20 protein-coding genes are annotated in these 21,755 nt (G+C 59.5%); 7 read left to right on the top strand and 13 right to left on the bottom strand.

Features of this window, described 5'->3' with window-relative positions:
- Nucleotides 1-732 (top strand): right-handed parallel beta-helix repeat-containing protein (locus tag AC1DT3_RS02395; protein WP_477463636.1); only part of this gene is annotated, 732 nt, incomplete at its 5' end.
- A gap of 36 nt (nt 733-768) precedes the next feature.
- Here the strand turns inward: AC1DT3_RS02395 and AC1DT3_RS02390 are convergent.
- A complete protein-coding gene (locus tag AC1DT3_RS02390) occupies nt 769-1,686 on the bottom strand; it encodes an FkbM family methyltransferase (protein ID WP_477463635.1) in 918 nt (305 codons plus the stop codon).
- Nucleotides 1,687-1,966: 280 nt separating this feature from the next.
- On the opposite strand from AC1DT3_RS02390, the gene AC1DT3_RS02385 reads away from it, so the two are divergent.
- Together AC1DT3_RS02385 and AC1DT3_RS02380 are read left to right on the top strand one after the other, a co-directional pair.
- Nucleotides 1,967-3,160 (top strand): glycosyltransferase family 4 protein, encoded by a 1,194-nt coding sequence (locus tag AC1DT3_RS02385; RefSeq protein ID WP_477463634.1) that lies wholly within the window; start codon nt 1,967-1,969, stop codon nt 3,158-3,160.
- A 67-nt stretch (nt 3,161-3,227) separates the two neighbouring features.
- Entirely contained in the window at nt 3,228-4,685 is a 1,458-nt protein-coding gene (locus tag AC1DT3_RS02380; RefSeq protein ID WP_477463633.1) for an O-antigen ligase family protein, read from the top strand.
- A 95-nt stretch (nt 4,686-4,780) separates the two neighbouring features.
- On the opposite strand, the gene AC1DT3_RS02375 is transcribed toward AC1DT3_RS02380, so the two are convergent.
- The 7 genes from AC1DT3_RS02375 to AC1DT3_RS02345 form a co-directional block, all read right to left on the bottom strand.
- Nucleotides 4,781-5,917, bottom strand: a complete 1,137-nt coding sequence (locus AC1DT3_RS02375; RefSeq protein WP_477463632.1) for a DegT/DnrJ/EryC1/StrS family aminotransferase — start codon at nt 5,915-5,917, stop codon at nt 4,781-4,783.
- Entirely contained in the window at nt 5,917-6,912 is a 996-nt protein-coding gene (locus AC1DT3_RS02370; RefSeq protein WP_477463631.1) for an NAD-dependent epimerase/dehydratase family protein, read from the bottom strand. The genes AC1DT3_RS02375 and AC1DT3_RS02370 overlap by 1 nt, the downstream gene beginning before the upstream one ends.
- A gap of 26 nt (nt 6,913-6,938) precedes the next feature.
- Entirely contained in the window at nt 6,939-8,054 is a 1,116-nt protein-coding gene (locus AC1DT3_RS02365) for a DegT/DnrJ/EryC1/StrS family aminotransferase (RefSeq protein WP_477463630.1), read from the bottom strand.
- Nucleotides 8,051-9,097, bottom strand: coding sequence for a Gfo/Idh/MocA family protein (locus tag AC1DT3_RS02360; RefSeq protein ID WP_477463629.1), 1,047 nt, complete (start codon nt 9,095-9,097; stop codon nt 8,051-8,053). The genes AC1DT3_RS02365 and AC1DT3_RS02360 overlap by 4 nt, the downstream gene beginning before the upstream one ends.
- A 9-nt stretch (nt 9,098-9,106) precedes the next feature.
- Nucleotides 9,107-9,628: an acyltransferase gene (locus tag AC1DT3_RS02355; protein ID WP_477463628.1), complete on the bottom strand. Its 522-nt coding sequence runs from the start codon at nt 9,626-9,628 to the stop codon at nt 9,107-9,109.
- A gap of 233 nt (nt 9,629-9,861) precedes the next feature.
- Entirely contained in the window at nt 9,862-10,371 is a 510-nt protein-coding gene (locus AC1DT3_RS02350) for an acyltransferase (RefSeq protein ID WP_477463627.1), read from the bottom strand.
- A gap of 40 nt (nt 10,372-10,411) precedes the next feature.
- Nucleotides 10,412-11,185, bottom strand: a complete 774-nt coding sequence (locus AC1DT3_RS02345; RefSeq protein WP_477463626.1) for a sugar transferase — start codon at nt 11,183-11,185, stop codon at nt 10,412-10,414.
- Between the two features lie 937 nt (nt 11,186-12,122).
- Here AC1DT3_RS02345 and AC1DT3_RS02340 point away from each other — a divergent pair.
- From AC1DT3_RS02340 to wecC, 3 genes are all read left to right on the top strand, one after another.
- A complete protein-coding gene (locus AC1DT3_RS02340; RefSeq protein WP_477463625.1) occupies nt 12,123-13,034 on the top strand; it encodes a glycosyltransferase family 2 protein in 912 nt (303 codons plus the stop codon).
- Nucleotides 13,035-13,186: 152 nt separating this feature from the next.
- On the top strand, nt 13,187-15,289 hold the full coding sequence (locus AC1DT3_RS02335; protein WP_477463624.1) for a WecB/TagA/CpsF family glycosyltransferase: 2,103 nt from the start codon (nt 13,187-13,189) through the stop codon (nt 15,287-15,289).
- Nucleotides 15,286-16,542: a UDP-N-acetyl-D-mannosamine dehydrogenase gene (wecC, locus tag AC1DT3_RS02330; RefSeq protein ID WP_477463623.1), complete on the top strand. Its 1,257-nt coding sequence runs from the start codon at nt 15,286-15,288 to the stop codon at nt 16,540-16,542. Before AC1DT3_RS02335 ends, wecC begins: the two co-directional genes overlap by 4 nt.
- Here wecC and wecB read toward each other — a convergent pair.
- From wecB to AC1DT3_RS02305, 5 genes are all read right to left on the bottom strand, one after another.
- The gene (wecB, locus tag AC1DT3_RS02325) at nt 16,480-17,724 is read right to left on the bottom strand and encodes a non-hydrolyzing UDP-N-acetylglucosamine 2-epimerase (protein ID WP_477463622.1); all 1,245 of its coding nucleotides are present in this window, start codon (nt 17,722-17,724) and stop codon (nt 16,480-16,482) included. The genes wecC and wecB overlap by 63 nt on opposite strands.
- Nucleotides 17,725-17,836: 112 nt before the next feature.
- Nucleotides 17,837-18,373, bottom strand: a complete 537-nt coding sequence (locus tag AC1DT3_RS02320) for an SRPBCC family protein (RefSeq protein WP_477463621.1) — start codon at nt 18,371-18,373, stop codon at nt 17,837-17,839.
- Nucleotides 18,374-18,412: 39 nt separating this feature from the next.
- Complete coding sequence (locus AC1DT3_RS02315; RefSeq protein WP_477463620.1) at nt 18,413-18,853, bottom strand: YybH family protein; 441 nt, start codon at nt 18,851-18,853, stop codon at nt 18,413-18,415.
- Nucleotides 18,854-18,918: 65 nt separating this feature from the next.
- Nucleotides 18,919-20,193, bottom strand: a complete 1,275-nt coding sequence (locus AC1DT3_RS02310; protein WP_477463619.1) for an RNA polymerase sigma factor — start codon at nt 20,191-20,193, stop codon at nt 18,919-18,921.
- Complete coding sequence (locus tag AC1DT3_RS02305) at nt 20,190-20,564, bottom strand: YciI family protein (RefSeq protein WP_477463618.1); 375 nt, start codon at nt 20,562-20,564, stop codon at nt 20,190-20,192. Before AC1DT3_RS02305 ends, AC1DT3_RS02310 begins: the two co-directional genes overlap by 4 nt.
- Nucleotides 20,565-20,805: 241 nt before the next feature.
- On the opposite strand from AC1DT3_RS02305, the gene AC1DT3_RS02300 reads away from it, so the two are divergent.
- Nucleotides 20,806-21,755: AI-2E family transporter (locus tag AC1DT3_RS02300; RefSeq protein WP_477463617.1), on the top strand; the 950-nt coding region annotated here is incomplete at its 3' end.

Below are 21,755 nucleotides of genomic sequence, written 5' to 3'. Positions count from 1 at the left end.
CCTGCGGTCCCTGCGGGCTTTCCCAACGCTTCAAGCACTGGTGTTCCCGCTGGGGTCACGCTCAAGCGATCCGGCGGGATCGCGATCACGAAGCCAGGCACGATCGTCGACGGGCTCGACATCGCGGGATCCGTTTCGATCGAAGCACCCAACACGACTTTGAGGAACTGCAAGGTGACTGCCAGCGGTTATGTCGTCGTCAACATCAAACCAGGTGTGACCGGCGTCACGATCGAGAATTGCGAGATCAACGGGGTCGGGACGAACAATGACGGTTCGAACGGCATCAACGGGCAGGGCACCTTCCTGCGCAACAACATCTACAATGTCGAAAACGGCATCAGCCTGAGCGGGGGGGACAGCCTCATCCAGGATAACTATATTCACGATCTCATGGCATCGGGGGCGCCGCATTACGACGGCATCCAGATGGACGGAGGTCAGTCCAACGTTGTCATCCGCCACAACACGATCATCAACGATCACGAGCAAACGTCGGCCATCATGATCGACAACTACTTTGGTCCGATCTCGAACATCTCCGTCGAGAACAACTTTCTCGCCGGTGGAGGATACACAGTGTATTCCGACGCTCGCTTCAAAGGCGGCACGATTACGGACGTCTCGTTTACCGGCAATGCGCTGGGTAAAGGCCGTTGGGGCTATTACTCATTCAGCGCCAACACGCCGCGAGTGTCCGGCAGCATCGAAGGGGCGCCGCTCGCACGGTAACGGCGATGTTCTCGCGAACGCTCGCCGAAAAAAGCTCTATAGTTGTTTGATCGGTATCGACGCGAGAATTCCACGGTCGATCGCGGCGCGGTGTACAGCAATGATGTGGCGTGCCGGCCATGGCCGATGGTCGAGGACTGCAGCTTCGTCGAAAGCCGTCACCTCGTGCAACGTCTTCTCGATCGGGTGGTAGTAGAAGAAACGATAGCCGTGCCTGGCGATGYGCTCGTACCAGGGGAGAGAGCGGAGACCGAGAAGCATGATCAGGATATCGGCTTTTCCCGCAGCCAAAAGGGGTTCCGCACCTTCGAGCACCTCTGGCTCAAAGCCGGACACGTTGACCTTCAAGACGGACAGATGCGTGACTCCCGCACGTTCAAGCGCATCAGGTAGTGTGAGCACAGGTACGATCTCGCCACCTTGAGCCGGCTCTTGGCTCAGATGACTCATCCAAGTGCTTCCGGTCGTCTCGAAGACTGCCTCGCCCGATGTATTCGACAGGGCCGCCTGATTGACGGTCACCTTGTCGACGATACCGTTTCGTACGAGATTGCGTCGTAAAGTCGAAACATTGGCCGCGCTCGGTTCGAAGGCGTGGACCGCGGCGCTCGGAAGCGTTGCGGCGAAGACCGAGAACTGTCCGATTGCCGCGCCGACATCGGCGATGACCCAGTCCGGCCGCGCAATCTGCCGGAGGAAGGCATATTCCGGATCGATGAGATCGCCGAACATTACCAGAATCGGCGGAAACTGGCTCGGATAGTCGAATTCCAGAGTCGGTCCGGATCGGAGCGTCACCTCGGCCCGTTTGGGACGCCGCAGCTGGAGATCGATCATGCGGGCGCCGCCTTTGACGGTATGGGCCACACCGACCGTGCGCATACCCCAACGCAGCTTATGAGCGGCTGATTGAAGCCGCGCGGTCGTCGCCTCGAAGTGTCGCAATGGATTCATCACGCCAGATCCCCATCTGCTGCGACGGCCCCGAACGTCCGTGGCGAAACGTGCAAAAATCTTCGCAGCCAGCTTGCCAATATGCGGCGCCGAAGCCTTTCAGGACCAGTCCGCACGCCTGTCTATGAAGGATTACCCCCACGCCGGAATTGCAGTTTTGATGCATTCGATGAGTAATAGCCTTCTATGATGGCGAACATCGGGGCCCCATTTTCGATGATGATAACGCAGAGATCTTCAAGCCAAAGACGACCTAAAGGCCTTGGATAGGGAGCGATCAATGAAAACCCTCGTCTTTGCCCACCGTCTCGAGGTGGGTGGGACCCAGGTCAATGCCATCGAATTGACCGCGGCGCTTCGCGACCTCCATGGCCATCAAGTCGAGCTGTTTGCCACTCCCGGGCCAATGCTCGAGCTTGCACATGCAAAGAGTTTGCCGTTTCATCCGGCGCCTGATGCGACGATGCATCCTTCACCGGGCCGCATGCGCGCACTCGACGACGTCGTTCGATCCGTCCGTCCTGATGTCATTCACGTCTGGGATTGGCCGCAATGCCTCGACGCCTATTACAGCGTCTATCTTTCGAAGCGCGTCCCAATGGTCGTCACGAGCATGGGGATGGTGGTGGATCGCATGCTGCCCAAAGCGGTGACGACCACCTTCGGGACGCCGGAATTGGTGGAAAAGGCGATTGCGTCAGGTCGCCGGGACGTCAAACTGATCCTGCCCCCGGTCGACATCCACTGGAACGACAATGCTGCGGTTGATGGGCAACATTTCCGAAGTGAGCACGGGTTCTCCGATCAGGATGTCGTACTTGTCGCCGTCAGCCGTCTGACGAGCTGGATGAAGGCGGAGGGCCTGCGCGACACGATTGAGGCAGTCCGCGTCCTCGGAAGGGACATGCCGATCAACTTCGTCATCGTCGGCGATGGCACGTCGCGCGCGGAATTGGAGAATCTGGCACGACAAACGAATGCGGAACTCGGACGCACGGCGATTGTCCTGACCGGAGCGCTTCTCGATCCGAGACCAACCTATGCGGCGGCCGACATCGTCGTCGGGATGGGCGGATCGGCTTTGCGTGGTCTGTCGTTCGGAAAACCGCTTCTTGTCGTAGGAGAGCGCGGGTTCTCGGCGCCGTTCAACCGGGATACCGAGGGATTCTTCTACCACAAGGGTCTTTATGGCCTTGGGGACGGGAACCCGGGCGCCGAACGACTGATTGCCAATGTTCGGGAAATGGTTGCGGGCGCGGATCAATTCGCGGAGCTGGGAGCATTCGGCCGCCATTTCATCGAGCGCCACTATTCGTTGGAGGCCGTGAGCGCCGAGCTCGATCGGATCTGCCGAACCGTTGCGCAGGCGAAGCCACGTGTCCACGAAGTGGCGGTCGATGGGATCCGCACGGCCTCGGTGATCGCTACCCAAAAGCTCTTTCCATCCCGCTTCCGCCGAATCCTCCGATTGTAGAGAGCAACACGCACGACATGTCGCAATCGCACATGAAATCGAGATCGCGAGACACGGAGAGCGCGCCATGAGGGCGAGCGCCGGATCCGGCAATGTCTCGTTGCGCGAACTCCGCCAAGAACCTACACCGTCGGCAGGTCGATCGAGGTCGTCCGACAGCGATGGGCGGGGTTACGCGCACAACACTCGCCAGAACCAGAGACGGTTGCCGCTTCCTGTCACTCTGTTCTGCCTGTCGGTGCTCGTGCCCTGGACTCCACAAATTGCGGGGGTCGAGCTTTCGCCCTATCGCATCGTTCTGCTCGTGACGATCATTCCGTGCTTGAGCATGTGGATCGCGGGAAAAGCTGGTCGCATCAGGATCGCCGACATTGCCCTGATGGGCTATGCAGCGTGGTGCTTCTTGAGCCTTCTCATCGTGCACGGCCCGGAATTTGCGATCAAGTCAGGAGGCGTTCTCTTCATCGAGACGATCGGCGCTTACTTGTTGGCGCGCTGCTATATCAGGGATGCGCAGGATTTCTACACCACGATCCTCTGGCTCTTTCGCGGAGTGGCATTCCTTCTCCCGCTCGCAGTCTACGAAGCCGTGATGAACCAGAACATCGCGCGCGAGCTCTTTGCGTCTATCATGCCCTCGCTTCCCGATTTCACGATGGAGGCGCGCCTGGGACTTCGACGGGTGCAGGCCGTTTTCGATCACCCGATCCTGTTTGGCGTCGTCACCGGAAGCATACTCGCGCCGGTCCATCTCGTGCTGGGGTACGGGCAATCGTTCGTCAAACGCTGGTTCAGGACCGGTATCGTTTTCGCAACGTCCTTCCTGTCGCTGTCCGCTGGACCCCTGAGCGCTCTCGCCGCGCAAGGAATGCTGCTCGGCTGGAACTGGTTCTTCCGCCGCAATCCCGCCCGATGGAAGATCATGTGGGGCCTGATCGCGCTGATGTACGTCTTCATCTCGATGGCGTCCAACCAATCTGTGCCGGTGTTCTGGCTCACGCATTTTTCGTTCGACGAAGCGTCGGCCTATTATCGCCTGTTGATCTGGGATTACGGCTCGAATTCGGCGCTCAATCATCCATTTTTCGGCGTCGGCTACAACGAGTGGGACCGTCCATCGTGGATGCCGCCGAGCATCGACATGTTCTGGCTGATCCATGCGGTCTTCTACGGAATTCCCGCAGCGCTGCTGATGTTGACCGCATTCTTCTCGAGCTGCTTGTCCCTTGGGTTCAAGAAGGGCATCAGCGAGGATCCCAAACTGAACGCCTATCGCACGGCCTACCTCATCTCAATGTCGGGGTTTTTCCTTGTGGGATGGACCGTGCATTTCTGGAACTCGACATTTGTCTTGTTCATGTTCTTGATGGGCAGCGGGGCTTGGCTGCTCGATGCGGTGCCGCAGCGCAAATATCGCATCGGCAGGACCGCCGAGTCCCGCAACGACGCGTCACGCCTCACTGTCTCGTCGGCAGGCGACGCAAGCAAGAATGCACCGGGCCGCCGCCGGGTGAGAATAGACTGATTGCCCGATTTAGTCGTTCAATTCTGCGGACGACGCGAATATGCGGCCGGCGTCTTGCGACGTCGACCGCCCAGAAATCATTTCGCTCGGTTGGGTTAGGAGATCGCGTCCTTTAGGGCGGAGACGACCTCGTCCTGCATCTCGTCCGTCATTTGATGGAAGAGCGGCAGAAGGATGCACGAACTTTGTGCCTTCTCCGATTCCGGTAGCGGGAAGCGCACAGGCAGATCCGAATAGGCCCGCTCGAGATGGACGCACATGATGCCCCGCCTGGTCGCGATGCCTCGGTCCAACATGCTCTGCATCACTTGCAGTTGCTCGACGCCTTCGGGCAGACGCACGCAATAGCTCTGCCAATTGGTTCTGGCCCAAGTCGGCTCTTGAGGTGGTGTCAGCCCCGGGATCTGTCCCAGCATGCGGCCGTAGGAGGCCGCCAACGCACGTCGGCGGGCGATGATCTCGTCCAGCCGCTTGAGCTGCTGACGCCCGATCGCCCCCTGGACATCGGTCAGACGATAGTTGAATCCCGGTACAGGGTATTCCTCGACGACGACTTTGCGGCTGTTGTGCCTCACCGCATCGGAAACGCTCATGCCGTGCTGCCGCCAGAGCCGAAACAGGCGGTCATATTCAGGATTGGATGTCGTCAGCACGCCGCCGTCGCCGACGGTGAGAAGTTTGCGAGGATGCAGGGAGAAGCACGCCACATCCCCGAGAGGGCGGCCGATGCGTTCCCAATCGCCTTGGATCCGGATCTCCGAACCGATTGCGCAGGCCGCATCTTCGACGATGAAGAGATCATGGGCGCGTGCGATCGTGAGGAGTGCTTCCATGTCGCAAGGCATGCCCATCTGATGGATGCACATCAAGGCTTTGGTGCGGTTCGTAATCGCGGCCTCGACCTTGTCGGGATCCATGTTGAACGTCACGGGGTCGATGTCGACGAACACCGGAACGGCCCCACATTGTCTCACCGTGTTGGCGGAAGCGATGAACGTATGGCTCGCCAGAATAACCTCGTCCCCCGGGCCCACACCGACGGCCATGAGCGCCAGATGAAGGGCGACGGTGCAATTGGAGACCGCGCACGCATAATCGCTTCCAACCGCAGCGGCGAATTCGCTTTCGAAAGCCGCGACCTCTGGGCCCTGAGTCAGCCAACCCGAAAGAACGACCGCCGATGCCGCGTCGGCCTCGTTCTTTCCGATAAAGGGCGTCATGATGGGAATCATCAGGCGACTCCCTTTTCATGCTGCTGGATCGATCTGCGCCACCAGTCGACGAGCTCACCGACGCCGGCTTTGACATCGAGGCTGGCTTCGAAACCGATCAAGCGACGCGCTGCATCAGGATCGCAAAGCCGGCGTGGAACCGGATTGACGGCCCGCTCCGCTTCGTGAATCGGCACGAGGCCGGTACGGTTCATTGCCTGGGCGAGGGAAAGGGCAAGATCGCGAAGCGATGTCTCGGTTCCGCTGCCGATATTGAGCGCAACGTCCGTGGCAGGCGAGATCGCGGCGAGAATGTTGGCGCGCGCGACGTCCCTCACATGGATCATGTCCATGGTCTGCAGACCGTCACCGAAAATGATCGGTGGTTGGCCTGCATTGAGCCGTTCCATCCAACGGATCATGACTTCGGTGTAGCGGCCGTGAATATCCATGCGCGGGCCGAAGACATTGAAGTACCGGAGCGCCACGTAGTCGAGGCCCGTCGTGTCGTTGAAGGACCGAAGCAATCCCTCGCCAAAGCTCTTTGCGGCGCCGTAGAGCGTTCGATTGTTATAGGAGTTCTGCTTTTCCGTCGTCGGGAATTCGTCGGCCATACCATAAACCGACGCCGAGGACGCCATGACGACCTTGCGGACCTTCTCCTGGACACAAAGCTCCAGAAGATCGAATGTCGCGTCGACCATGACTTCCATGGCGGCGCGCGGCTCGGCGGCGCAATGCGTGATGCGAAGTGCGGCCTGATGGAAAACCGTATCGGTCCCCGCGACCGCCTTTGCCATCAGATCCCGGTCTCGAATATCGCCGACGATCAACCGGACACGACCGCTGGTCATCGCGTGGTCGAGGTTTTCGGGCCGACCCCGGATCAGGTTGTCGACAACCACGATCTCGCTGCAATCGGCATCGACGAGAAGATCGACGATGTGAGATCCGACAAAACCCGCTCCGCCCGTGACGAGGACGCGTTTTCCGGTAAGAACAGTTTGAGAAGGCATCGTATCGTCTCCGAATTCCATGCGTTTCACGCCACTTCGACAGGCCGTTCCTCGAGAACGCGGATCAGTCCCTCCGCGACCGTGTTGACCTGTTGCTCAGTCATCTCCGCATAGATCGGCAGCGACACGAAATGGTCCGCGAGCCATTCGGAAACCGGGAACCCGGCGGGGTTGTTGTTCAGGCTCGCGTAGGCGGGTTGCTGGTGGACCGGCCGCGGATAGTGAATGCCGGTCGAGATACCCGCTTTGGTCAGTTGATCGCGAACGCCGTCGCGCCCTTCCACGCAGACCGCGTAAACATGGTAGACATGATCGCGACCGCTCGGTTCGGGTGTGCGGATCGTCGTCCCCGAGAAGAGATCGTCATAAAGCGACGCAATTCGTTGACGCGCTTCCGTCCATTGCGGGAGGTAGCGCAGCTTTACATCGAGCGCCGCCGCCTGCAGCGTATCCATTCGATAGTTGAAGCCATGGCGAACGTGGTTGTACTTACCCTCCTGTCCCCAGTCGCGCAGACAACGGATCGTCTTGGCCAGCTCGGGATCGTCCGTGACGACCGCGCCGCCTTCGCCGCACGCACCCAAGTTCTTGCCCGGATAGAAACTGAAGCAGCCCATCGTACCGAAGGTGCCGGCTTTCTTGCCGTCTTTCTCGGCTCCGTGTGCCTGAGCGGCGTCTTCGATCACGAGAATTCCGTGCCGCTTCGCGATAGCGCAGATCGCATCCATATTGGCGAGCCGACCGTGCAGATGCACGGGAACGACCGCTCGCGTCCGCGGCGTGATCGCAGCTTCGAAGGCCTCCGGATCCATCGTAAAGGTTTCCGGATCGACTTCGACGAAGACCGGTTTCGCTTCCGCGTAGAGAATTGCCGCCGCGGTCGCGACGAATGTCATCGACACGGTGATGACCTCGTCACCGGGCCGAATGCCGCCGGCGAGAAATGCGAGATGAAGTGCTGATGTTCCACTGCTGACCGAGATTGCTTCTCGTGACCCGCAATAGGCGGCAAAATTGGCCTCGAATTTGCGAACCGGATCTCCGAGGATGTAGTCGCAGCTTCGCAGTGTGTCGAGGACAGCTTGCTCGAGAGGTTCCTGAATGGACCGATACTGGGCCTTGAGATCGAGGAAAGGAATCATGATGCTTCTCTCATGGGGACAAGTTCGACCGGCTGTCCGCGGCGGCGGAGGGATTGCGTCGCGCCTTCGAGCAGGGTCACCACGTGAAGGCCGCTCGTTCCCCCGGTCACCGGCTTCGCGTTATGCTCGATGCAATGGGCGAAATGTTCGATCTCCGTCAGCAGCGCTTCCTTGACGGAGAGCTGCGGAGTCCAGATGTCGCCCATCCGGTAATTCAGCAGCATGCGATGCACTTCATCGGGCTTGCTTGGAATTTCGGGTTCGCCGCCGACTGAGACGCCGCGGTCGTAGACTTTGACTTTTTCGCTCGGCTCTACGTCATCATAGACGATCATGCGGCGGCTGCCGCCGATGAGTGTGCGGCGGATTTTCACCGGAGCGAGCCAGTTGACGTTGAGGTGGGCCGTCGCGCCGCCCTCGAGGTAGAGCGTAATGTGCGCCATGTTCTCTGGGCTGCCCTTGATATGGCCGGCGCCCGTGGCCGACACAGCGACGGGGCGCGCATCGAGGGTGTATTCGAGGATGGCGAGATCGTGGACCGCGAGGTCCCACACCACGTTCACGTCCGACTGGAAGAGACCGAGATTGATCCGCGTGGAGTCGTAATAGTAGACGTCGCCGACGGAGCCGCTTGTGATCAGTTCCCTGATCTTCTGCACGGCGCCCGTGTAGACGAACGTATGGTCGACCATCAGGGTCAGTCCGCGCTTCTCGGCCTCCTCGATCAGGATGCTGGCTTCGCGCGACGACGATGCCATCGGCTTTTCGATGAGGACATGCTTTCCGGCTTGAAGTGCGGCGAGAGCGAGATCGAAATGAGTCCGGGTGGGTGTTGCCACAATGACCGCATCCACATTCGGATCGGCGATCAGCGCACGCCAATCTTCCTCGACTTTCGCTGCAGGGTAGCGAGAGGCGGCTCGCCTTCTCGCGGCAGGCGAAGCATCCGCGACGGACGCGAGCGTGCATCCTTCCGCTTCTGAAACGCAACGGGCCAGATTGGGGCCCCAATATCCGTAACCGATAACACCGATGCCGATCATCGCGGCCCCCTAATTGCTTGTGAATACGCTGGCGTGTGTGCGATCCGCGGCGCCGTTCGTCTTGTCACGGGTGTCGCCGATGACACGTGCGGGCACGCCGGCGACGATTGCGTAGGCAGGTACGTCCTGGGTGACCACCGCGCCGCATCCCACGATTGCGCCTTCTCCGATGACGACGCCGCACCGTATCGTCGCGTTGGAGCCGATCGAGGCCCGACGCCGCACGATCGTCGGCACGAGTTCCCAATCCTGATCCGTCATTATCTCGCCGGTCTCGGTCACGGCTCGCGGAAAGCGATCGTTGGTAAACATCACGCCATGGGCGATCATCACTTCATCTTCGATGGTCACGCCCTCGCAAATGAATGAGTGAGACGATATTTTGCAGCGCGCGCCGATGACGCTGTTCTTCTGGATCTCGACGAAGGGCCCGATACGGGTGCCGGCACCTATGGTGCATCCATAGATGTTGACGAGGTCCGGATGCGTAATCAGGACACCATCGCTCATCGTGACATTCACTACGGGCATTCTTTCCACCCAGCGCGCTCTTGCTGCTGTTCAAGCTATCTCGGTGGTGCGCAGGAGAAAGCATTCATGCGGCGTACTCATTTTGGCTCGCGACATGCGCCAGCTTGAGAATTCATCCATAGGGAGTATCGTTTTGCGAATTGATTGCCGTGCGGCCATCAAACGCCATGCGTTACGACGCAGCGAATGGATCGCGTGGAAGGCGGCTGTCGCAGAGGGAGCGTTGTAATCGGCTAGACTTCGACGTCGCCGACGATACTCGCCGGACATCCCCAGGCCTTTTTTCGAGCAGGAATGTCTTCGTTTACGAACGACATTGCACCGATGACGGCGGAGTTCCCGATCGTGATGCCTTTGCCGATGATCGTATTGGGTCCGATATACACGCCGTTACCGATCACCGTGGGGGAATAGGCGATTTCCTCCCGGCCGAGCGTGACGCTCCGTCTGACTGTGTCGTGGGAGTAGATTTGAACGCCCGCAGAAATCGAGCAATGGTTGCCAATTCGCAGCCCACCGGTCCCGTCCAAGACGACGCCGGGTCCGATCCAAGTATGCTCTCCCACCTCGACATCACCGAGGATCAGGACATTGTCGTAGCAGGATGTTCCCTCGCCGAAACCGAATTCGCGGGCGTTCTCCCAACGATCTGTTACGAGATCTCCCCAAGAGACACGGCGTTTGAATTTTTCGAGCTTCTCGATCTGCAGCGATTTTTGCAGGCGCTTCAACTGCTCAAGCATTCACGACACCTCGTCGAGACGTTGCGGCGGACGAGGGCGCTCAAAGACCAGTCCCGGACAGAAATTCACACTGGGCCGTCTTGAGGATGATTTTGAGATCGAGCGCCAGCGACCAATTCTCGGCATAGGCGAGGTCGTTTGCGATGCGGGCGCGAGCGGTCGTCGCGTCCTCCGTGCTGCCGCGCAGACCATTGACCTGAGCCAGGCCGGTGACGCCGGGAAGCACACGCAGTCGCTCGAAGTATTCCGGCACCAGATCCTCATAGAGCATTCCACCGGCCAGCATCCCGGGAACGTGCGGGCGCGGACCGACGAGGGACATGTCGCCTCTGAGAACATTGAGCAGTTGCGGTAGCTCATCGAGGCTGGACTTGCGCAGGAAGCGACCAATGGGCGTCACACGCGAGTCGTTCGGTCGCGTTTGCATGCGTCCGGATCGATCGCCGGCAATGGCGCACATGGTGCGAAACTTGAAGATCTCGAACTGCTTTCCACCCAGACCGTAACGTTGCTGACGAAAGATGATCGGACCAGGCGAAGTCATCTTGATCGCGGCTGCGATCAAAAGCAGGCCCGGTGACAGCAGGATGAACAGGGCGGCCGCGACCGTCACGTCGAGGAGACGTTTTGCAGCCATCTCGATGCGCCGGCCAAGATCGCTCCGCAAGTGGCTCGGTGCGGCAACGCGGATGCGCATGGGCCCGTCCGGCGAGAAGGCGATGTTTTGCGACCGTGAAGGTGCGAGAGAGAAACTCGCAAACTCCAGCGAAACGTCTGAATAGGCTGATTGAGGCGCGGCTTGTTCGGGTTCCATAGCGGTTCCTCGAGATCGATTTTCGTGGCCTTGTGAACTCACCCGGCCTACGCGGTGTCGCTCAGATCTGAGTGTCCGGCGTTGCTTTATCGGCCCAGCTCAGAGCCACATTTATAAGGGATCCGCCGCTGCATTCGCGCGCACTATTGTGGGGTAGCCGAACCCGCAGCAGCAGGTCCGCCGGAAATGGTGCGACGCGATGGCAAGGAAGGAGTAGTCGCCCCGCGTGGCAACGTAATAGCAGTAAGGCATTCGGATTGCTGAGGGAATCAACGCCTTAGCGCCTCGGCGTCCGCTCCTCGCATTTGGCTGGCAAGTGTCACGAAAGCGTGTATCGTGTGGAGTGCCTGGATTTTGCCATATGACTCAAGGGATTTTCCTTTTCCGCAAGCCGCTCGACCTCGGACGAGAAGGGCGATCCATTGTAACGAATTATTTCATGACGGCTTCTAAACTCTGAAGCGAAACCGTCCATTGTATTGGGAGGCTAGGCAGCATCCAAAATGGGAACATCTGAAGACAATACTCATTATTTTCGGGATGAAGCGGCCGCTTCTGAAGTTTATCGCGCACAACGTGAGCGGCGCGACCGTAAAAATTTCTTATTCGAGCGCCTTTCCAGACGTGCGCTGATCCTTTGCTTCATTGGAATCAACGTTCTGGTATGGGCGATTCTCGCAATGCTGTTTTTTAACCGGACGTAGACGCGCTTCTATATATTTTTATCCTGATTTTAGTTTGATTGACGCGATTTATCCCGAAATATGCGTCTGTAGTCATCTCGGACTAACCCTGAATGTGCAGTGAGAATAGCCGCGGATGTGCGCTACTTAGTTGATCTGAGAAGCGGCACCGGAGACCGTCCGCGTTGCGAGCCTCTCGGCGTTGGGCGTGAGATCGTCGCCGATGATCGCCCGTCCGCTCCAGGAAAGTCTTCATGGCTGCGAAGGTTTCAGTCGTACTGCCGACCTACAATCGGGCCAACAGTCTGGTATCCGCCTGCCAGAGCGTCCTGGGACAATCTTTCCGTGATATCGAGCTGATCGTCGTGGATGACGGCTCGAAAGACGATATCGAGACCCTCGTCCGCGGCATCGGCGATCCCCGATTGAAGTATATACGGAGGCCGTCGAACGGTGRCGCTGCCGCGGCGCGCAATACCGGGCTCGCAGTGGCCGAGGGTGAGTTCATCGCCTTTCAAGACAGCGACGACCTCTGGCTCCCCAACAAGCTTCAGAGGCAGATGGATCTCTTTGCGCGCTTGGCTCCCGATGTCGGTGTGGTGACGGGCGCGAAGATCATTTACGGACGAGACGCGAACTTCAATTTCGGCTCCGGCAAGGTAGCGGTTGCGCCTGCGCCCGAGAGTCAGCTTCGTCTGGATGAAGACCAGCTCGCACACCTCCTGACCGAAAATCGCATCAGCCTTCAGAACTCACTCTTCAAGAGTGATTGCCTACCGGCCAAAGGGTGGTTCGACAGTAGCGCCAAGGCGAACGAGGATTGGGAATTCGCTATCAGACTGGCTCAGCACACGAAGATCTACGAGGATCCCGAGCCGGTCGTGATGGCCTTCATGTCGTCCGACAGTATTTCCGCCAATTTCCGCAAAGAGGGGATTGGCGTCGTGCGCGTGTTGAAGAAGAACAGACTGGCGTTTTCGAGATACAAGATGCAGTACGCGGCGATCCTGCTGGATGTGGGGCGTATTCTGTACAAGGCGGGCAAGCCGAAGGCGGCCAGACGATTTGTCGTCGAAAGCGTGAAGACGCATCCGGCATCAATCCTCCTCGTCGCCCGGGCCCTGGTGCGAAAATCCTACATGCGCGTCTGCGGGGCGATGCGATAACGCGACGCTTTAGACGAGCCAACGCATTCCCTTGCGATAAGGCGGCTCTCTGGAAAGCGTGTTGCGTCGATAGGGGTACATCTCAATCGCAAAGCGGGCACGAGCGGGATTGAAGTATCGTCCTGTCAGTCGTCTGTCCAAAAGAGCAAGACATGGATCCGCAAAACGCGTTGACCAATTGGGGCCCTYGGTCGGAAACACCGCCCGTTCACATCCTTCATGATCAGCACAATCGGCTCGCCGCCCTGCGGGCGGATGCTGGCGATTGGCGCGACAGGATCGAGCGATTGGTCGAGCTGTCGAAGCGAGGACTGCCACAGATGTATTCGGACGGCACCTTCGTGCAGACGGTACGAGCGATCAAGGTTGGATCCGACACCGTCATACGGCCGGAAGGAACCAATCTCCGATATGCGGCCATCGTCGCCTTGGGCGCGTCGCATGTCGACGAACCGGCACAGCGCCGCATCCTTGGTGGCAACCTGGCGTCCGAATATGCACTATCGCTGCTGGACAAAGCAAAAGACAGTGACGACACCGGATCTCTTGCGCTCGTCGCCTGGGCGGCAGCCGAGATCTCCGGCACATTCGCGAATGAGCTTTTCGAACGGATGAGCCGTCAGGTCTCGACGGGCGCACCGATTTCCACCGTCGAATGCTCGTGGGTTCTCACCGCCGCCATCGCCGCACGCGGGCTAGCCGATGTGGACGATCTATGCCTGTCGACGGGGGAGTTGCTCAAGCGAGGGCAGGGGCAATTCGGCTTGTTTCCTCACATGCTTCCGGCCGTCGCCAGCGGGCGCTTCCGCGAACATGTCGGATGCTTCGCCGATCAGGTTTACCCCATCCAAGCTTTGGCGCGCTTCTCGGTTGCATTTGGCGATGAAGCCGCTCTCGTTGCAGCGAATGAATGCGCGGCGCGCATCTGCGAACTTCAAGGGCCGAGCGGCCAATGGTGGTGGCACTATGATACCCGCGATGGACGCGTGGTCGAAGGATACCCCGTCTATAGCGTTCACCAGCACGCCATGGCGCCGATGGCRCTCCTCGACCTCCACGAGGCAGGCGGGACCGATTACCGTCGCGAGATCATCAAGGGCCTGACCTGGCTCGAGGACCATCCCGAGGTGAGCGATGAACTCGTCAGTGCGCAGTGGAATGTAGTCTGGCGCAAGGTCGGTCGGCGCGAACCCAAGAAAGGGGTGCGCTCACTGTCCGCATTCACGACATCCTTGCGCCCGGGCCTTCACGTGCCGGGGCTTGATGCTGTGTTTCCGCCGACGCAGATCGATCACGAGTGCCGCCCGTACGAACTCGGCTGGCTACTCTACGCATGGCTTTCGGGCGGCGTCGTCGAGAAACTTGCCGGAACCGATTACGCGACGGCGGCGCTTGCGACCCGGCCGAGTGAAGCGCAATCGAAGCGTCAGTTGCTGTTCGGATTGCATCTCGATCCACTGCCCATGAAAGCCGTTCTCGATCGATGCCGTGAGGCGCTCGAGACGCGCACGTCACTTCTCTTGGGCGTGCTCAATGCGGCCAAAGTCGTCAAGCTGCGGAAGGACGCGGCGCTCCGCGCCTCGCTTCTCGAGTGCGATCTCCTGCTGGCTGATGGTCAATCCGTCGTGTGGGCAAGCCGTATTCTCGGACAACCGTTGCCCGAGCGCGTTGCTGGGATCGACGTCTTCGAAGAGCTCCTCGGTCTCGCCCATCGCGAGAAGCGTTCTGTTTACTTGCTCGGTGCCAGACCGGATGTCCTGAAAGCACTTGTCGCACGTCTTGAGACGCGGTTCCCCGGATTGAGAATCGCCGGAAGTCACGACGGTTACTTTTCGGATGCCGATGGCGCGAAGATCGCGGCGGACATAGAGCAATCGGGGGCGGACATGTTGTTTCTGGGTATGGGCTCGCCCAAGAAAGAGATCTTTCTCGGGGCGTACAAGAATGATCTGAACGTACCGATCCTTCACGGCGTCGGCGGCTCCTTCGATGTGCTCGCCGGCATCACGAAGCGCGCGCCTGTGGCGTGGCAGAGAGCGGGCATGGAATGGGCTTATCGCCTGCTTCAGGAGCCACGACGAATGTTCGGGCGCTACCTGACGACGAACACCGAATTCGTGTTTCTGGTGATGCGGGAGGTTTTCCATCCATCGCCTCCCTTTCGATCGGTGAGTAGAATAGTGCCACTTCGTCGTTTCGATCAGCGAGTATTTGGGTCGCGGCTTTCGCCGGATCTGCGGGAGCCTCTGCAATGACTGATGTATTTTCCGGCCGACTGGCCATTGTCGGCCTCGGTTATATCGGGCTCCCGACAGCCGCTGCTCTCGCAACACGCGGGATCGAAGTTGTCGGGGTGGATATCAACCCCGACATCGTCAGTGCTGTCTCTCAAGGACGCGTTCCGTTCATCGAGCCTGATCTCGCCGTAGCGGTCAGCGGCGCAGTAGCGATGGGCCGCCTCACGGCTACGGTCGAGATGCCCGAGGCTGACGCGTATGTCATTGCGGTGCCGACACCGTTCAACGGCGATCACACCGCCAATCTGTCTTACGTTCAGGCCGCAGCCGAACAGATCGCCCCGAAACTGAAGTCGGGTGCGATCGTGATTCTCGAATCGACGTCGCCTCCCGGCACGACGGAGCAAGTCAGCCGGTGGATCGGGGCGCTGCGCCCCGATCTCAAGATGCCGCATGACAACGACAGTTTGGCCGAGATTTACGTTGCCCATTGCCCGGAGCGTGTTCTGCCCGGGCGCATCATGATCGAGATCATCACCAACGACCGGGTGGTCGGCGGTATCACGCGTCGGTGCTCGGAGCGGGCCGCTTCGATCTACCGCGTGTTCGCGCAGGGCGAAGTCCTGTTGACGGACGCGGCCAGCGCTGAAATGGCGAAGCTGGTGGAGAACGCCTATCGCGACGTCAATATCGCCTTCGCCAACGAACTGTCGATGATCAGCGAGTCGCTGCATCTCGATGTCTGGGAGATCATTCGGCTCGCCAATCGGCACCCGCGTGTGAATATCCTCAGTCCAGGTCCCGGCGTCGGTGGACATTGCATCCCCGTCGATCCCTGGTTCATCGTCGCTGCCGAGCCGAAGCTATCCCGCCTGATCCGCACCGCCCGCGAGGTCAACGACGACAAGCCGCACTACGTGGCCAAGCAGGTCATTGCCAAAGCCGGCCGATTCAATTCTCCGACAATTGCGTGCCTCGGTTTGACGTTCAAGGCGAACGTCGACGACGTGAGGGAATCTCCGGCGATCGAAGTCGTCGATCTGATCGCGAAAGGACTACCTGGCGTCGATATCCTGGTCGTCGATCCCTATGCTGATTGTGTTCCGCGCGCGCTCACAAACTATCCCAACCTGAAGATGGAGCGGACCGCCGAAGCGGTCGAACGCGCTGACATCGTCGTGCTCCTGGTGGAGCACGATCAATTCAAATCATTGGGCCGCAGCAGGTTGGGCGGCAAGGTGGTCTATGACACGCGCGGGGCGTGGCGCTAGGTCACGCCGCACATGCGCCCTGCCGGCAACTGGACTGAAGTCCGCAGGGCGCGGCGCCATTCCGAAAAAGTGTTCGATCGCACCGATGCACCGAGCGGACGCGTTGCCGTCGCCATAAGGATTGACGGCACGTGACATGGCTCCGTGAGCCTTGCGGTCTTTCAAGAGGGTCGAAACTTCATCGAAGATGACGTCCTCGGCCGTACCCACCAATTTCACTGTACCGGCCGCTACGGCCTCCGGTCTCTCTGTCGTTTCCCGCATCACCAGCACCGGCTTACCGAGGCTCGGCGCTTCCTCTTGAACGCCTCCACTATCGGTCAGAACGATGCTCGCCTCGTTCATGGCCCGCGCGAAGTCGCTATAGGTCAATGGCGACGTGATGACGACATTCGACAGTCCCTGCAATGGCGGAAGGAGCACCTCGCGCACGACCGGGTTGAGATGCGCGGGGAGGAGGAAGGCGACATCGGGAAAAGCGTGGGCCATCCGCGCGATGGCGCGCGCTGCCGCAGCCATGGGCTCGCCCCAGGATTCGCGGCGATGGGCTGTTATCAGGACCGTCTTCCGTCCTTTGACTTTCGCGAGATCGCCGTTCTCGATCGGCAGGTCACGGGAAACCACATCGAGCAAGGCGTCGATGACGGTGTTGCCGGTGATGTAAATCCGCTCCGCGGGAACGCCGTCCATCAGCAGATTTGCGCGTGAGGTCGGAGTTGGGGCGAGATGGACCGCCGTCAGCTGGGTTGTGAGGCAACGATTGGTCTCTTCAGGAAATGGATTGTTGGAATCGCGCGTGCGCAAGCCAGCCTCGAGATGGATGACCGGGACGCGCTGGTAGAAGGCGGCAAGGGCGGCAGCCAGACACGTCGTCGTGTCACCTTGAACGAGAACCGCGTCTGGCTTCTCAACCGCAATGACATCTGAGACGCCATTGAGGGCCCGCGTGGTGATATCCTGGAGCCGCTGTCTCTCCGTGATGATGTCGAGATCGTGGCTCGGACGAATGCCGAATAGTTCGTTGACCTGGTCGAGCATGGCTCTGTGCTGCCCGGTGACGGCTACGACGGGCTGTATATTGGCCGATCGCTGGAGCGCTCCCACAAGAGGAGCCATTTTGATCGCCTCTGGGCGTGTGCCATAGACGAAAAGGACCTTGCGCGCGCCACTGGAACGATACATGCGTCAGCCTTCCACGTTTGGATCCTCCTGAGTTTAGTCAATCGAAGGCGACACGGCATCGGCGCGATAGGGGTACGCCCATTGGTTTCCCAATGGGCTTTGGCAAGTCAGACTATCGCTCCGCGATGGCTTTGATGTTCGCAAGGCCGGTTTCAAAGTCTTTCCCGATCATGTGGTCCATGTCGACAAAGAGACCCATGACCTTGGCAATGAGCGGCGACGGCCCATCCATGACCCAGGTTACCTTCGTGCCGCTAGCGTTCGGCCGCAGCTTGAAACCCGCCATGTTGTGACCTTCGAAGGGCCTGATGAAATCGAGCTTCAAAGTTACATGGGAGCCAGGTGCGGCATCCGTGATCTCCATGCGCCCTTCGCCGGCTTTTCCGTTGCCGTTCCATGTGTAGACGGCTCCCTTTCCAACCGGATTGGCACTGTAGGATCTCTTCATCTGCGGGTCCAAAGCCTCGTATGGTGACCATGAGCGCCATTTCTGGAAGTCGTTGATCAGCGCGAAAATCTTGTCCGGCGGAGCCTTGATATCGGTGCTGCGTTCCACCTGGAAAGTATCTGGCCTCGTCGATGCAATCAGCAGAACGACCACCAGAGCGGCGACCACGATGGCGCCGACGATCAACACAAATTTCACCATTCTTTTCCCCCGAAACATTCCCACTTTGAACTCATATCGTCACGGCGTGAGATCGACCGCGGCGCGAAAGCTGCCGTCCATATAGAAAGGAACGGAAGCGTGCTCGTGGACGATCTGCCAGCGATCGCCCTTTCTCTGCAAACAAGTCGTTTGGCGAAACCAGAGATCGGTTTCGCTTCCGTCCGTGCGCGCGCCTTGCATATGCGCCAACCCATAGCAGAAAGCGGTGTCGCCATCGTTAGTCACGACAAGATCACGTATTTCCAGCCCGATCGGTCCTTTGAACGAATCGAACCATGATTGCAAACCTGCTTCGTCGAGGGCTTGGGATCCCTTACATTGCAGGGGCGGCGCAAGGTCGTAGCGTACGATGCTGGTTGCCGCGAGCGCTTGCGCGCCAGCGACGTCCTTGTTCCGGATCGCATCGGTCTGAGCATCGATCAGCGCACGGATCTGCGCCTCGTTTGTCTGCGTCACCATCTCTCTCCTCCGCGAAATGACCTGTCTCTAAGACGGTCGGTCGATCTTCGTCCCGACAATGATCGTTATTTTTTGGATCGGATTTCGCGATTGATTTTGGATTTCCCGACGAGCCGGTCCAGATGCCCGCGGATATGCGCAGCCTCGGCAGCCGTATTGGCGAGGGAGATAGCCTTATCGAAAGCAGCGCGGGCTTCATCCGCTCTGCCGAGCTGCATCAGCAGGGCGCCTTTGACGCCGAAGAAATAGAAATAGCCCGACAATTGTGGCGCGAGCGGTTCGATCAAAGTCAACGCGGCTTGCGGGCCCTTCACCTTCGCGACCGCGACCGATCGGTTGAGCGTGATCACCGGTGAAGGCTGCAGACGTTCCAGGGTCCGATACAGGAGGTCGATCTCGGCCCAGTCGGTGTCCTCGTGATGCGCAGCCCGCGCATGCAACGCAGCGATCGCGGCCTGGACTTGATAGGGCCCTGGTTTCCGGTGGCGCATGGCCTTGTCGATGAGCGCAAGGCCCTCGGCGATCATCTTTCTGTCCCAGAGGCAGCGATCCTGATCCTCGAGGAGCACGATCGCGCCGTCGGCATCGAATCTGGCTCGCGCGCGGGCGCTCTGGAGCAGCAAGAGGGCCATCAGCCCCATGATCTCGGGTTCTGTCGGAAAGAGCCGCAGGAGCAGACGCGCGAGACGGAGCGCCTCGTCACAGAGGGGTGCTCTGACCGACACCTCTTGCCCGCTCGCCGAATAGCCCTCGTTGAAAACAAGATAGATCATCGCCGCCACGCTCCCGAGCCGCTCCGAGCGTTCGACCGCGCCCGGCGTGTCGAACGGTACGTCTGCCTTCGCGATGCGGTTTTTGGCCCTGGTGATGCGTTGCTCCATGGCGGCGTCGCTGACGAGAAAGGCGCGAGCGATCTGTTTGACGGACAGCCCCGAAACGACGCGCAGTGCCAGTGCGATCTGCTGTGTTGCCGGCAGATCCGGATGGCAGCAGACGAACAATAGCCGCAGGATATCGTCGCGGTAATGAGCGCCGTCGAGCCGATCGACGGCATTTGCCTCCGCGTCTTCCAGGTCCGAGATCACTTCGTCCGGAGGCAACGCTTGCTGCTTACCTTGCCGCCGCACTTCGTCGATGGCGGCGTTGCGGCCGACGAAGATCAGCCAAGCGGCGGGATCGCGAGGCGGGCCGTTCTGCGGCCAGTTCCTGAGCGCCCGAAGGCAGGCCTCCTGAAACGCTTCCTCGGCTGCGTCCAGGTTGCGGAAGTAGCGGAGCAAAGCGCTGATCGCCTGCGGTCTCGCTGACGTGAGAGCGGAGTCGATCCAGGCAAGGTCGGTCACGGCGACAGACTTCCAGGATTCAATAGCTGAACCGGACGGATTTCAAACGCTCCTGTCCCGTGGGTGCTGGCCTTGGCGAGTTCGCGGGCCGTCTCGATTACGCCGTCGAGGGTCTCGCTCTCGACGATGTAGAATCCGAGGAGTTGTTCCTTCGTTTCCGCGAACGGGCCGTCGATGACGAATGATTCCCGACCCTTGCGCACGGTGGTGGCGGCGGTGGTCGGCATCAGCCGTGCCACGGGGCCAAGCCGGCCTTGCGCCGCGATCTTGTCCTCGACAGCGTGGAGGCGCTCCATCAACGCATCGTCTTCCTGCTTGGTCCAGGAACTGACGACGTCCTCGGAATCGTAGCAAAGTATGGCGTACAGCATTCGGTTCTCTTGTCTCTCGGTCTTAGGACGAACGAGTATGCCCAACTCCGACAATCGGTGCTCGGAAAATCAGATCATCGAAAAAGCAAAGCAATCTCATATATTTGAAGGGTACATGAGCCCCGATTTTCGATTTCGCCGGTCCGGCTCTTTGCCTTGATGGAGTTGCAAAGGCAGAGCTTGATCGTGCACGGTGCTTAAGGAAGCGAACCTCTCGTCGGTATCGCTGGGGATCTCGGCCATGGCCACTCTTTCTCATAACCCGGCTTCCCGCGGGCTTTCCGCCATGATCGGAATATGCACCGTCATCGCCGTGGTGGCCGCGCTCTATTTCGCCAGCTCGGTCTTTGCTCCTTTAGCCTTTGCCCTCTTCATCATCGCGATCATGTGGCCCGTTCAAAGAGCATTGCAGGAGAGATTGCCCCAACTTGTCGCTCTGGCCGTGAGCGTGTTGCTTACCGTGTTCGCTCTGGCTGTTTTCGCATGGGTCGTCGCCTGGGGATTCGGTCGGGTCGGACGTTATGTCGTCAACGACGCGGCACGCTTTCAGCTCCTTTATCTGCAGGCGACCGCATGGCTGGAGGGCCACGGTATCGTGATTGCCGGCCTTTGGGCCGAAYACTTCAACGTCGGTTGGCTGATCCGGATCTTCCAGGAATTGACGACGCGCCTCAACAGCACGCTGAGCTTTTCTCTTGTCGTTCTCATCTACGTCATTCTCGGTCTGCTCGAGGTGGACGTGATTGCCGCGAAGTTGCGTCGGCTCAAGAACGCGGCCATCGGGACGATGCTGCTTGTGGGCGGCGCGGACACGGCGAAGAAACTCCGGCGCTACATGGTCGTCCGTACGGCGATGAGCGTGATGACTGGAACCCTTGTCTGGGCCTTTGCCACGTTGGCCGGGTTGCCGCTTGCATCCGAATGGGGAGCGATTGCCTTTGCGCTCAACTATATCCCCTTTATCGGACCGCTCGTCGCAACGGTGTTCCCGACGCTCTTCGCGATAGGCCAGTTCGAATCCTGGCAGATGGCGGTCATCGTTTTCGCCTGCTTGAATCTGATTCAGTTTTTGATCGGGAGTTACCTGGAGCCCAGGGTCTCCGGCACGGCACTGTCCATGTCGCCGTTCCTGGTGCTGTTCTCGGTCTTTTTCTGGAGTTTTCTGTGGGGAATTGCGGGTGCGTTCATCGG

The sequence above is a fragment of the Microvirga sp. P4_G7 genome (genome assembly GCF_056401005.1).
Note: the sequence above shows the minus strand (reverse complement) of the source record. Positions and strands in the feature narration are given on the sequence as shown.